Below are 12,783 nucleotides of genomic sequence, written 5' to 3' on the forward strand. Positions count from 1 at the left end.
CCATCCGCAACCCGACCGCGGCCGAACGCGCTGCGGCGGTCTCTTGTTTTCGAGGACACCTATGAAGTGGCAATTCTGGATTGACCGTGGGGGCACCTTCACCGACATCGTGGCGCGACGCCCCGATGGCTCGACCACCACGGCGAAGATGCTGTCGGAAAACCCCGAGCAATACCGCGATGCGGCCGTGGCCGGCATCCGCAAGCTGCTGGGCATCGCGCCCGGACAGCCGGTGCCCGCCGACCAGGTCGAGTGCGTGAAGATGGGCACCACGGTGGCCACCAATGCGCTGCTCGAGCGCAAGGGCGAGCGCACCTTGCTCGTCACCACGCGCGGATTCCGCGATGCCTTGCGCATCGCCTACCAGAATCGTCCGCGGCTCTTTGACCGCAACGTGCTGCTGCCCGAGATGCTGTACGAATCCGTCGTCGAGGCGGACGAGCGCGTGGCGGCCGACGGCGAAGTGATTCGTCCGCTGGACGAAGCCGGCCTTCGCCGTGACATGCAGGCTGCGTTCGACAGCGGCATCCGCGCGGTGGCCATTGTGTTCATGCACGCGTGGCACGCCACCGGCCACGAGCAGCAGGCTGCGCGCATCGCCGCCGAGATCGGATTCACGCAGGTGTCCGTGTCGCACGAGGTCAGCCCGCTGATCAAGTTCGTCTCGCGCGGCGACACGACCGTGGTGGACGCGTATCTGTCGCCCATCCTGAAGCGCTACGTGGACCAGGTGGCCGGCGAACTGCCCGGCATCCGTCTCATGTTTATGCAGTCCAGCGGCGGCCTGACCGATGCCCACCGTTTCCGCGGCAAGGACGCGATCCTGTCCGGGCCGGCCGGCGGCATCGTCGGCATGGTTCGGACCAGCGAAATTGCAGGCTTTCCGAAGGTGATCGGCTTTGACATGGGCGGCACGTCCACCGATGTGTCGCACTACGCGGGCGAGTTCGAACGCGAATTCGAAACCCAGGTGGCCGGCGTGCGCATGCGCGCGCCCATGATGAGCATTCACACGGTCGCGGCCGGCGGCGGCTCCATCCTGCATTTTGACGGCGCGCGACTGCGCGTCGGGCCCGATTCCGCGGGCGCCAATCCGGGCCCGGCGTGCTATCGCCGCGGCGGCCCGCTGGCCGTCACGGACTGCAACGTGCTGCTGGGCAAGATTCAACCCGAATTCTTCCCGAACGTGTTTGGCCCCGAGGCAAACGAGCCCCTGGACCGCGACGCCGTGGTCGAACGCTTTTCCGCCATGGCCGCCGAAGTGCTTGCGGCCACCGGCCGCGAGATGTCGCCGGAGCAGCTGGCCGAAGGCTTTTTGCAGATCGCGGTGGGCAACATGGCCGAAGCCATCAAGCGCATCTCGGTGCAGCGCGGCCACGACGTGACCGAATACGCGCTGACCGTGTTCGGCGGCGCGGGCGGGCAGCACGCCTGCCTGGTGGCGGACGCGCTGGGCATGACGACCGTGTTTGCGCACCCGCTGGGCGGCGTGTTGTCGGCCTATGGCATGGGCCTGGCGGATCAGACGGACATGCGCCAGAAGACCGTCGAAAAAGTGCTGGACGCGTCCCTGATGGGCGAACTGCAAGCGGAGCTGGATGTCCTGGCGGACCAGGCGGTCGGCGAACTGCGCCGCCAGCATGTGGCCGAGGCCGACATCTCCGTGCAACGCCGCCTGCACCTGAAATATCGCGGCACCGACACCGCGCTGGAAGTGGCGTTCTCCAATCTGGAACAGGCGCGCAGCGACTTCGAGGCAGCCTATCGCCAGCGCTATTCGTTCCTGATGCCCAACCGCGAGCTGGTGGTCGAGACCATTTCGGTCGAGGCCACGGGTGGCGGCGAGCGCGTGGGCGAAGCGGCTACGTCGCGCACCCGCGAAGGCGCGCTGGCCGCGCGCCGAGTGGTCAGCATGTACAGCGCGGGTGCCTGGCGCGATACGCCGCTGTACGTGCGTGAAGACATGGCTGGCGGCGACGTAGTCGCGGGCCCGGCCATCATTTCCGAGCCCAACCAGACCACGATCGTGGAACCCGGCTGGCAGGCCGAGCTGACGTCGCAGGACCACTTCGTGATCCGCCGCGTCGAGGCGCGTCCGGAGCAGCGCAAGGTGGGCACGCAGGCCGACCCCGTGATGCTCGAAGTATTCAACAACCTGTTCATGTCGATCGCCGAACAGATGGGCTACCGCCTGCAGAACACGGCGTACTCGGTCAACATCAAGGAGCGGCTGGACTTCTCCTGCGCCATCTTCGACGCGCAGGCGCGCTTGATCGCCAACGCGCCGCACATGCCCGTGCATCTGGGTTCCATGGGCGAATCGGTGCGCACGGTCATGAACGCCAATGCCGGCAAGATGCAGCCGGGCGACGCGTACGTGGTGAACGACCCGTACCACGGCGGCACGCACCTGCCTGACGTCACGGTGATCACGCCGGTGTTCGACAAGGCGGGGCGCGAGATCCTGTTCTACGTGGGATCGCGCGGCCACCATGCCGATATCGGCGGGACCACGCCGGGCTCCATGCCGCCGGACTCCAAGACGGTCGAAGACGAAGGCGTGCTGTTCACGAACTTCCAGCTCGTCAAGAACGGCGAGTTCCGTGAAGAAGCCGCGCGCCAGATCCTGGGGTCGGGCCGCTGGCCGGCGCGCAATCCGGACCAGAACATCGCCGACATGCACGCGCAGATCGCCGCCAACGAAAAGGGCGTGCAAGAGCTGCTGCGCATGTGCGACCACTTCGGCCTGGAGGTTGTGCGCGCCTACATGGGCCACGTGCAGGACAACGCCGAAGAGGCGGTGCGCCGAGTGATCTCGGTGCTCAAGGACGGCAGCTACGAGTACCCGCTGGACAACGGCGCGGTCATCCGCGTGGCGGTGCGTGTGGATACCGAGGCGCGCAGCGCCGTGGTGGATTTCACGGGCACGTCGCCGCAGCTGGACAACAACTTCAACGCGCCCGGTGCGATTGCCGTGGCCGCGGTGCTGTATGTGTTCCGCACGATGGTCAATGACGACATCCCGCTGAACGACGGCTGCCTCGTGCCGCTGACCATCATCCTGCCCGAAGGATCGATGCTGCGCCCGAACCCGCCCGCTTCGGTGGTCGCGGGCAATGTGGAGACCTCCATGTGCATCGTCAACGCACTGTACGGGGCGTTGGGGGTGCTGGCCGCCAGCCAGGGCACGATGAACAACTTCACGTTCGGCAATGCGCGTCATCAGTACTACGAGACTATTTCGGGCGGCACTGGCGCCGGTCCGGTCCGTATCGACGCGGCCGGTCCGCACGACGAGGGCTTTGCCGGTACATCGGTGGTGCAGGCGCACATGACCAACTCGCGCCTGACCGATCCGGAAGTGCTGGAGTTCCGATTCCCGGTGCGTCTGGAGTCCTACGAGATCCGCAAGGGCTCGGGCGGCGCCGGCCGGTATCCGGGCGGCGACGGCGGCGTGCGCCGCATCCGCTTCCTGGAAGACATGACCGCGGCCATCCTGTCGAACAACCGGCGTTACGCGCCGTTCGGCCTGGCCGGCGGCCAGCCGGGCGCCATGGGCCGCAATATGGTTGAGCGCGCGGACGGCACCATCGAGGAACTCGGTCCCCAGGACAGCGCGCAACTGCGGCCGGGCGATGTGTTCGTCGTGGAAACGCCGGGAGGCGGCGGCTACGGCGCGCAGTAATGCCCGCCGCGATGTCCGGTCCCGTTCATTCGGGATCGGACATCACGTCCAGCGCGATATCCGCGCGCGCCTTGCGGTCGTAAACACGCAGGACGACGGCCTCATCGGTGATTTCGAACATCGCCGTGGCCAGCGTGTTCTCGTCGTCGGGGTCGTCCTTTGCCGTGCGCAGGATCGGCAGCTTGCCCTGGGTATCGAGCAGGGCGGCAAGCATGTCGGCGTGGGTCGATTCCGGCAACCACCCATCCACCAGGCCTTCGATCCGGTTCTGCCGCGCCCGCGACGAGTCGGTGACGAGCTGCGCCTGGCCTCGCGTGGCGGCGTGCACCATGTGATTGGCATGGCCGTAGCGCCGGCCGACTTCCTGGATGGACACCGATCCCGGCGTCACCTCGGCGCTGAGCACGCGCGCATCTCCGGCCGCGCCCAACAGATGGTGAAATCCGCCCGCGTGGGGCTGCTCGCGCAATAGCGTCACGGCCTCGTCCAGCGTCGTGCAGTCCAGCACGGCCCGTGCCAGGAACATGCGGGGCATGCCCGCATGCCGCTGCCGGGTACGCAGGTTGTTGATGGTTTGCACGAGGCCCGCGCGATTGGCGGCAAACGTGTGGCCGGGCAGGGAGCCCGGGTAATAGAAGCTCAGATAGCCGGGCGCATCGTCCAGCGCGACATCCACCAGATGGCAGCGGCCATACAGAAAGGGATCGCCGTCCTCGTTGTGGCCGATCCAGCGCGATCCGTCTGCCGCCCGCATGGCGACCGACGTGCAGCCATCCGTGGTGCTGTGCAGCAGATCTCCGCGGCAATGCCATAGCAGCACGTCGTTGACCGGCATGCGCAAGCCTTCGGCCAAACCTTCAAGTTCTTCCCAGATCTGCGGCAGGGCGGCCTGCGCCTGTTGGGCCAGTTCATCGACGAACGGGTGGCCGCGCCACGGGCGCAGGGCGCTCCAGGTGCCGCTCTGGTCCAGATAGGTCCCCATGATGGGGCGGGCCAGCTTGCCCAGCGCCAGGCCGACCTGGCGGCGGTTTCCAGCGATGCGCACATATTTGTAGGCCATCGAAAACCTCCGGATGTCTCGCGGATTGTAAGGGGTCCGCCACCCGCCGGGGCGTGGATTGTTGCGTTAAGATCGTCGGTAAGTTGCGCTGGCGATCCCGGCGCGACCCAGGAATCATGCCCTTACAACAAGCCCGGGGTGCCCTGCGCTCCCCAAGAGGAGAGTTTCATGATCAAACGTAAAGTCGCCGCCGCAATGGTGGGCCTGTCCCTGACTCTGTTCGGCGCCACTTCCGCCGTCCAGGCCCAGGGCAAGGAATTGGTGGTGGCCACCGATACCGCTTTCGTGCCGTTCGAATTCAAGCAGGGCAACACTTACGTCGGGTTCGACGTGGACCTGTGGGCGGCCATCGCGAAGGAACTCAACCTCAAGTACAAGCTGCAGCCGATGGACTTCGCCGGCATCATTCCCGGCCTGCAAACGAAGAACATCGACGCCGCGCTGGCCGGTATCACGATACGCGACGATCGCAAGAAGGTCATCGATTTCTCGGATCCCTACTACGAAAGCGGCTTGGCCATCCTGGTCGGCGAAAAGAACACCGACATCAAGGACGCCAAGTCCCTGTCCGGCAAGACCGTTGCGGTCAAGACCGGCACGGCGACGGTGGACTTCCTGAAGGCGCAGGTGCCCGATGCCAAGCTCAAGCTGTTCCCGAACATCGACAACGCCTATCTCGAACTGGCAACCGGCCGCGTCGACGCCGCCGTGCACGATACGCCCAACGTCCAGTATTACGCCAATACCGCGGGCAAGGGCCGCGTGAAGGTGGTCGGCTCGGTCAAGAGCGGCGACTTCTACGGCATTGCGTTCCCCAAGGGCAGCGAATTGGTGCCCGAGGTCAACAAGGCGCTCGCCACGCTGAAGGCCAACGGCGAGTACGACAAGATCTACACCAAGTGGTTCGGCAAGAAGCCCTGACCGGCTGGGCAAGCGGCATTTTCTACGGACGCGCCGCCTGAAGCGCGGTCAAGGGCGCGGCGACAGCCGCCACACTTGCCGCGGGCGCGTCCGCCATGATGTGGGCGCGCCCGCGCGCGCCATTGGGGGAAGATCGTGGAGTTTGACTGGGCTGTCATCGAGGACGCGTTACCCAATCTGCTGACGGGTACGCTCATGACCATCAAGATCACCTTCTGGGGCCTGGCGGGCGGTTTCCTGCTCGGCGCGCTTTCGGGCGTGACGCGGGCCTACGGAAACGCGGTGCTCTCGGGCATCACGCAGGTGTATGTCGCTGTGATCCGCGGCACGCCGATCGTGGTGCAGGTCATGTTCATCTACTTTGCGCTGCCGCTGCTGGCGGACATCCGGGTGGACGCCGAATTCGCGGCGATCGCCACCCTCATCATCAACTCGGGGGCGTACATCTCGGAAATCGTGCGCGGATCGCTGCTGTCGGTCCACAAGGGGCTGAAGGAAGCAGGGCAGGCAATGGGCCTGCCCTTTTACAAGATCCTGCTGCACATCATCGGGCCGGTTGCCTTCCGGCGCATGATTCCGCCGCTGGGCAACCAGTGCATCATCAGCCTGAAGGATTCTTCGCTGTTCATCGTGATCGGCGTGGCGGAGCTGACCCGGCAAGGGCAGGAAATCATGGCCAGCAATTTCCGGGCGGTCGAAATCTGGTCCGCGGTGGCGATCATCTACCTGATCCTCACGGGCCTGATGGCGTTGACCCTGCATCTGGTCGAAAAGAGGATGCGCATCATATGAGCATGGTTGAATTTCATAACGTCACCAAGCGCTTTGGCGATTCGACGGTGCTGAACGACATCTCGCTCAACATCGACGCTGGCGAGGTCGTGGTGGTGGTCGGGCCGTCCGGGTCGGGCAAGTCCACTTTCCTGCGCTGCATCAACGTGCTGGAGACGATCAACGACGGCGATCTGCTGGTGGACGGTCTGAGCGTCAAGGGCGATGCGGCGACGGTGCGCGAGATCCGGCGCGAAGCCGGCATGGTGTTCCAGCAGTTCAATCTGTTCCCGCAGATGACGGCGCTGGAAAATGTCATGTTCGGACCCATCCATACCCGCGGCCAGAGCCGCGCCGAGGCGCGCGAGCTGGCCGAGAGCCTGTTGGCCAAGGTGGGCCTGGCCGAACGCATGAAGCACTATCCGGCCGAACTCTCCGGCGGGCAGCAGCAGCGCGTGGCCATCGCCCGCGCGCTGGCCATCATGCCCAAACTGATGCTGTTCGATGAGCCCACGTCCGCGCTGGACCCCGAGCTGCGCCACGAGGTGCTCAAGGTCATGCGCGATCTGGCCGAGGAGGGCATGACGATGGTGGTCGTCACGCACGAGATGGAATTCGCGCGCAAGGTCGGCAGCCGGCTGATCTTCATCGACGGAGGCAAGATCGCGCACGACGGTCCGCCGGAAGAATTGCTGAGCAATCCGCCCAGCCAGCGTCTGAAGGACTTCCTGCAGCACGTGACCTGAAAAGAAAAAGGCGTCCGGTTTGTGGCCGGACGCCTTTTTTCTTGGGGCTGACCCGTCCTGGAATTGGTTGACACCTTTTTGAGAGAAAAAAGGAGAGTCAATTGGAATCAAGGATCAAGCGAACCCAGCGGGACTACAGTCTGGCTTTTAAACTGTCGGTGGTCGAGCAGGTGGAAAAAGGCGAGCTGACGTACAAAGAGGCTCAGCGCCGCTATGGAATCCAAGGCCGGTCGACAGTGCTGGTGTGGCTGCGCAAACATGGCCGCCCGGGCTGGAGCGGCTGGAGCCTGCCGACGGTCAGAGGAGTGGATATGGATCGTCAGGGCAAGGAGGTCACACCCGAGCAGCGGATCAAGGAGCTGGAGGTGCAGCTCAAGGAGGCCCGCGAGAAGGCGCAGTTGTTCGAGGCGGTGGTCAACGTGTTGGAGAAGGATTACGGGGTGCGTGTCGTAAAAAAGCCTTTGGGCAAGTCCTCACGCAAAAGCTCGTCCAAGGGTTGAGCGTGGCAAGGGCTTGCCGTTACATGGGCCATAGCCGCCAGGCGTATTACAAGAGCAGGCATAAAGAGAACGAGCGCCAGCAGCAGGCATACCAAGTGGTATCCATGGTCACCGCGCTGCGGGTACGCCAACCGAAGTTGGGTACGCGCAAGCTGCATCACGTGCTGGGCCAGCCGCTGCGCGAGGCGGGGATCAAGGCCGGGCGCGATGCGCTGTTCGACATTCTGCGCAGCGCCCGGATGCTGGTGCGGCCGCGCCGGGCGTATCACAAGACCACAGATAGCCATCACCGCTTCCGACGCCACCCGAACCTGCTCAAGGCAGGCGAAGGCCAAGTGGTGCCGACGGGCCCGGAGCAGGTCTGGGTAGCCGACATCACCTACCTGCCGACCGCCCAGCGGTGCACCTACTTGAGCCTGGTGACCGACGCCTACTCGCGCAAGATCGTGGGCTACCACGTGGCAGAGAATCTGCAGACCGAAGGGGTGCGCCGCGCACTGGAGATGGCGTTGCGCTCGCGGCGCTCGAGCCAACCGCTGGTGCATCACTCGGATCGAGGCATCCAGTATTGCTCAACGTACTACCAGCGCCTGCACGCGCGGCACGGCATCCGTTGCTCGATGACTGACGGCTACGACTGCTACCAGAATGCCTTGGCTGAGCGGGTCAACGGCATCCTGAAGGGAGAGCTATTGCTCCACAAGCCCGCCGATCTGGCCCAAGCCCGGCTCATGGTCAAGCAGTCCGTCGAAATCTACAACACCGAGCGTCCGCACCTGTCCCTACAATGCAAAACACCCGATGAAGTTCACCGGGTGTTCAGTCCGTAGCCTGCTACGGATACCGTGCCGTAGGTGTCAACCTATGGCAGGACGGGTCAGGCCGCGCCTCAACCCTTCACGCGGACGATCTTCTGCACTTGCGGCACGTGCCGGATGGCTCGGATGACTTGCGCCAGGTGCTTGCGGCTGTCGACCTGGATGGTCAAGTGCAGCGACACGGTGGCGACGGCGTCGTCGTGCATCGTGACATGCACGATGTTGGCATCGGCCGCGGTCACTTCCGCCGCCAGCCGGCCCAGCACGCCGCGTTCGTTGCGGGTGACGATGTCGAGGCGCGTGGCCAGGTGCTTGGCCGTTTGCGCATCCCAACCCACGTTGATCCAGCGCTCGGGTTCGCGTAGGCGCTGGCGCAACGCGACGGGGCAGTCGGCCGTGTGCACCACCAGCCCATGACCCATGCGCATGCCGGCGACGATCGGGTCGCCCGGCAGCGGGCCGCAGCAAGGCGCAAGTTGCACCGCCTGGCCTTCGTTGCCCTGGATCAGGATGGGGGCGCTGCGTGCCGAGGTCAGTTCGTCCACCGCGGCAGCCGTGGTGGCGACAAGCTGGTGTTCCGGCGCGAAGCGGCGGGCAACCACCGCGGCCAGCCGCTTGCCCAGGCCGATGTCGGCCAGGATTTCTTCGCGCGAGCTGGCGCCGGTGCTGCGCGCCAGCTTTTGCCAGCCGGGGTCGTCGGTGGCGGGCAGCGGCATGTGCAGTTCCTGCATGGCCTGGGCCAGCAACCGCTCGCCGAAGGCCACGGACTCTTCGTACTTGACCGTGCGCAGGTAGTGACGGATTTCCGAGCGCGCGCGGCCCGTGCGCACATAGTTCAGCCATTGCGCATTGGGGCGCGAGGCTGGCGACGTGACGATTTCGACGGTGTCGCCGCTGCTCAGTTCGGTGCGCAGCGGCACGAATTCGCCGTTGACCTTGGCCGCGACCGCCTGGTTGCCGATGTCGGTGTGGATGGCGTAGGCAAAGTCGACGGGTGTGGCGCCGCGGGGCAGGGAAATGATCTTGCCGCGGGGCGTGAACACGTACACCGCGTCCGGGAACAGGTCGACCTTGACGTGCTCGAGGAATTCGCCGGAATCGCCGGTCTGGCTCTGGATGTCCAGCAGCGACTGCAGCCACTGGTGCGTGCGCTTTTGCAGGTCATTGAGCGTCAGGTCCGCGCCCTTGTACAGCCAGTGGGACGCCACGCCTTCCTCGGCGACATGGTGCATATCGCGCGTGCGGAACTGGAATTCCACCGGGGTGCCGTAGGGGCCGACCAGCGTCGTGTGCAGGGACTGGTAGCCGTTCACCTTGGGGATGGCGATGTAGTCCTTGAACTTGCCGGGCACCGGGCGGAACAGCTGATGCAGCGTGCCCAGCGCCAGATAGCACTCGGGCAGCGTATGGACCACGATGCGGAACCCGTAGATGTCCAGCACGTCCGAGAAAGACTTTTTCTGGTCGACCATCTTGCGGTAGATGCCGAACAGGGTTTTTTCGCGGCCGCTGACCTCGGCTTCGATCCCGGCGGCCGGCAGGGCGGCGCGCACGGAATCGGCGATCTTGGTGATGACCTCGCGGCGGTTGCCGCGCGCCGCCAGGACCGCCTTGTACAGCACCTGGTAGCGATTCGGGTACATCGCGGCAAAGCACAGGTCCTGCAGCTCGCGGAACAGCAGGTTCAGGCCAAGCCGATGCGCGATGGGCGCATAGATGTCCAGCGTTTCGCGCGCGATGCGGCGGCGCTTTTCGGGATTGACCGCGTCCAGCGTGCGCATGTTGTGCAGGCGGTCGGCCAGCTTGATGAGGATGACGCGCACGTCGCGCGCCATCGCCAACAGCATTTTCCGGAAGCTCTCGGCCTGTTGCTCGGCCTTGGTGGCGAAATCCAGGCGATCAAGCTTGGACAGGCCATCGACCAGCTCGGCGACTTCCGGCCCGAATTTCTCGGCCAGCTCGTGCTTGGCGATGCCCTGGTCTTCCATCACGTCGTGCAGCAGGGCGGCAGACAGCGCGTTGACGTCTAGTTTCCAGCCCGCGCAGATTTCGGTGACGGCGATGGGATGAGAGATGTAGGGCGAACCGCTGGCGCGGAATTGCCCAAGATGCGCCTGGTCCGCGAAGCGATAGGCTTCGCGCACGCGCTCAACATCGTTCTTGTCGAGATAGCTGCCGATGATTTCGGTCAGCGGCGCCAGCGAGGCGACCGGAGATCCGGTCACGTCCGCCGCTTCTTGCGCGGCGACGGACGGTGGCGTAGGGGAATTCTTGTCTTTCTTGCCCGTGCGGCGCCCGAGACGGGAGCCGGCACGCAGTGCGGCAAGCAGACCAGATGAAGCGTACTTCAGCCCGGGAAAAGCCATGCTTGCAGCCCCCCGGAGCGTGTCAGGTGGGAACTTTACGCAGCATTTCAACGCCGGTGAGGCCGCCAGCGATTTCGCGCAAGGCAGTGACCGTGGGCTTGTCTTTGCTGTCCAGGCGCGGGGCGTGGCCTTGCGCCAATTCACGGGCGCGGTACGTCGCGGCCAGCGTGAGCTTGAAACGATTAGGGATTTGATTCAGACAGTCTTCGACAGTGATGCGAGCCATTAGGACACCTGGTGCTGATGGATGATGGAAAGAATGCGTTCGGCTCAGTGCTCGGCCGGGATGCCAAGTTGCGCAAACAACTCGGCGTGGCGGGCGGCCTGAGACGAAAAGCGTAGCCGTGCGGCGCTGACGATTTGGGTCAGCTCCGACAGGGCTACGCTAAATTCTTGATTAATAATAACATATTCGCATTCAGGCGCGTGGGCGATTTCGCCGCCTGCCGCCATGAGCCGGCGGGCGATCACGTGCGGCTCATCCTGGCCGCGCGCCTTCAGGCGGCTTTCGAGCTCGTCGATGGACGGCGGCAGCACGAAAATGCCGATCGCGCGGGGAAAACGCTGCTTGACCTGGCGCGCGCCTTGCCAGTCGATTTCCAGGAGCACGTCGCGTCCCTGGGCGGTGGCCTCGTCGATGCGGTCGCGCGGCGTGCCGTAGAAATTGCCGTGGACCTCGGCCCATTCCAGCAGGTTCTGGCCTTCACGCATGCGCTTGAAATCGTCCAGCGACACAAACCGGTATTCGCGGCCGTCTTCCTCGCCGGGGCGGGGAGCACGCGTGGTGCAGGAGATGGAAAGCAGGATGGAGGGGTCTTGGGCAAGCAGGGCCTTCACGAGGCTGGACTTGCCGGCGCCGCTGGGCGCGACGACCATGAAGACGTTTCCGGGAGTGGCGTGCATGAATGAATGTGACCGGCGTGTGATGCTGAGACTCGAAGAATAGCAAATCGCGCGGGTGGCCGCGCGCGCCGGAATGTTGAAAGTGTGTCGCGCTTGGAACCTTCGCTTGCAGCATCCGTAAAGCGATTCGGGTAGGATTTCGCGCATTCATAAGACGGAGAATCCGATGAACACGAACGAGATCGATCCGCCCCGCGTCGCCCTGGTCACGGGCGCCGGTACCGGCATAGGCCGCGCAGTCGCGCTGGAATTCCTGGCGCAGGGTTACCGGGTCGTGCTGGCTGGCCGCCGGCGCGAGCCGCTGGAGGCCACCCGCACGGCGGCGGGCGAGGACGGGCTGCGGGCGCTGGTCGTGCCCACGGACGTGTCCGACGAGCAGGCGGTCCGCGATCTCTTCGATACCGCCCAGCGCGAATACGGCCGCCTGGACGTGCTGTTCAATAACGCCGGGCGGGGCGCGCCGGCCGTGCCGATCGAGGAATTGCCGGTTGCCGTGTGGCGCGAGGTCGTGGATACCAACCTGACCGGCATGTTCCTGTGCGCGCAGGCGGCCATCCGCATCATGAAGGCGCAGCATCCGCGGGGCGGCCGCATCATCAATAACGGCTCGATTTCGTCGCATGCGCCCCGGCCGTTCTCCATCGCCTATACCGCCACCAAGCATGCGGTGACGGGGCTGACCAAGTCGATTTCCCTGGATTGCCGCCCGTACAACATCGCGTGCGGCCAGATCGACATCGGCAACGCCGCCACTGAAATGACCGAGCGCATGGCCGCCGGCATCCTGCAGGCGGACGGCAGCACCAAGGTGGAACCGCGCATGGACGTCGCTCACGTGGCGCAGGCGGTCGCCGCGATGGCCCGTCTGCCGCTGGATGCCAACGTGCAGTTCATGACGCTCATGGCCACCAACATGCCGTTCGTGGGCCGGGGCTGAACCGGCTGGGCGGCACGCTTGGCCAGGACGGCCAGGCACGAGAACGCCGGCATGCGTATGCCGGCGTTTTTTTGAT

General features: G+C 65.1%; 10 protein-coding genes. 6 read left to right on the forward strand and 4 right to left on the reverse strand.

Annotation, left to right across the window (positions count from 1 at the left end; translation table 11 throughout):
* The first annotated feature begins 61 nt into the window (after nt 1-61).
* Complete coding sequence (locus V6V88_RS12920) at nt 62-3,685, forward strand: hydantoinase B/oxoprolinase family protein (protein WP_338619446.1); 3,624 nt, start codon at nt 62-64, stop codon at nt 3,683-3,685.
* 25 nt (nt 3,686-3,710) lie between these two features.
* Here the strand turns inward: V6V88_RS12920 and V6V88_RS12925 are convergent, their stop codons facing one another.
* Nucleotides 3,711-4,745 (reverse strand): C45 family peptidase, encoded by a 1,035-nt coding sequence (locus V6V88_RS12925; protein WP_338619447.1) that lies wholly within the window; start codon nt 4,743-4,745, stop codon nt 3,711-3,713.
* A gap of 168 nt (nt 4,746-4,913) precedes the next feature.
* Here V6V88_RS12925 and glnH point away from each other — a divergent pair, with 168 nt between their 5' ends.
* The 4 genes from glnH (at nt 4,914) to V6V88_RS12945 (ending at nt 8,513) form a co-directional block, all read left to right on the forward strand.
* A complete protein-coding gene (glnH, locus tag V6V88_RS12930; protein WP_056317448.1) occupies nt 4,914-5,666 on the forward strand; it encodes a glutamine ABC transporter substrate-binding protein GlnH in 753 nt (250 codons plus the stop codon).
* Between the two features lie 135 nt (nt 5,667-5,801).
* Nucleotides 5,802-6,458 (forward strand): glutamine ABC transporter permease GlnP, encoded by a 657-nt coding sequence (gene glnP / locus V6V88_RS12935; RefSeq protein ID WP_056317451.1) that lies wholly within the window; start codon nt 5,802-5,804, stop codon nt 6,456-6,458.
* Nucleotides 6,455-7,183, forward strand: coding sequence for a glutamine ABC transporter ATP-binding protein GlnQ (glnQ, locus tag V6V88_RS12940; protein ID WP_062841152.1), 729 nt, complete (start codon nt 6,455-6,457; stop codon nt 7,181-7,183). The genes glnP and glnQ overlap by 4 nt, the downstream gene beginning before the upstream one ends.
* Nucleotides 7,184-7,284: 101 nt before the next feature.
* Nucleotides 7,285-8,513 (forward strand): IS3 family transposase gene (locus V6V88_RS12945; protein ID WP_338618505.1). Its coding sequence is split into 2 segments (ribosomal slippage): nt 7,285-7,632 and nt 7,635-8,513, totalling 1,227 coding nucleotides; the frame shifts between segments, so codons are not numbered across the junction.
* Nucleotides 8,514-8,572: 59 nt separating this feature from the next.
* Here V6V88_RS12945 and V6V88_RS12950 read toward each other — a convergent pair.
* From V6V88_RS12950 to gmk, 3 genes are read right to left on the reverse strand one after another with little or no spacing between them, the layout of a single operon-like run.
* The gene (locus V6V88_RS12950) at nt 8,573-10,867 is read right to left on the reverse strand and encodes a bifunctional (p)ppGpp synthetase/guanosine-3',5'-bis(diphosphate) 3'-pyrophosphohydrolase (protein ID WP_063954917.1); all 2,295 of its coding nucleotides are present in this window, start codon (nt 10,865-10,867) and stop codon (nt 8,573-8,575) included.
* A gap of 22 nt (nt 10,868-10,889) precedes the next feature.
* Nucleotides 10,890-11,093 (reverse strand): DNA-directed RNA polymerase subunit omega, encoded by a 204-nt coding sequence (gene rpoZ, locus V6V88_RS12955; RefSeq protein ID WP_006219679.1) that lies wholly within the window; start codon nt 11,091-11,093, stop codon nt 10,890-10,892.
* Between the two features lie 44 nt (nt 11,094-11,137).
* Nucleotides 11,138-11,770: a guanylate kinase gene (gene gmk / locus V6V88_RS12960; protein WP_081101052.1), complete on the reverse strand. Its 633-nt coding sequence runs from the start codon at nt 11,768-11,770 to the stop codon at nt 11,138-11,140.
* 166 nt (nt 11,771-11,936) lie between these two features.
* Here gmk and V6V88_RS12965 point away from each other — a divergent pair, with 166 nt between their 5' ends.
* Nucleotides 11,937-12,707, forward strand: coding sequence for an SDR family oxidoreductase (locus V6V88_RS12965; protein ID WP_056317463.1), 771 nt, complete (start codon nt 11,937-11,939; stop codon nt 12,705-12,707).
* Nucleotides 12,708-12,783: the final 76 nt, after the last annotated feature.

Origin of the sequence: Achromobacter sp. E1 (assembly GCF_037039475.1) — a bacterium.
Lineage (GTDB): Bacteria > Pseudomonadota > Gammaproteobacteria > Burkholderiales > Burkholderiaceae_B > Achromobacter > Achromobacter mucicolens.

Coding starts and splice junctions, on each gene's coding strand:
- V6V88_RS12920 (WP_338619446.1), top strand. CDS start 62: ATGAAGTGGCAATTCTGGATTGACCGTGGGGGCACCTTCACCGACATC.
- V6V88_RS12925 (WP_338619447.1), bottom strand. CDS start 4,745: ATGGCCTACAAATATGTGCGCATCGCTGGAAACCGCCGCCAGGTCGGC.
- glnH (WP_056317448.1), top strand. CDS start 4,914: ATGATCAAACGTAAAGTCGCCGCCGCAATGGTGGGCCTGTCCCTGACT.
- glnQ (WP_062841152.1), top strand. CDS start 6,455: ATGAGCATGGTTGAATTTCATAACGTCACCAAGCGCTTTGGCGATTCG.
- V6V88_RS12950 (WP_063954917.1), bottom strand. CDS start 10,867: ATGGCTTTTCCCGGGCTGAAGTACGCTTCATCTGGTCTGCTTGCCGCA.
- rpoZ (WP_006219679.1), bottom strand. CDS start 11,093: ATGGCTCGCATCACTGTCGAAGACTGTCTGAATCAAATCCCTAATCGT.
- gmk (WP_081101052.1), bottom strand. CDS start 11,770: ATGCACGCCACTCCCGGAAACGTCTTCATGGTCGTCGCGCCCAGCGGC.
- V6V88_RS12965 (WP_056317463.1), top strand. CDS start 11,937: ATGAACACGAACGAGATCGATCCGCCCCGCGTCGCCCTGGTCACGGGC.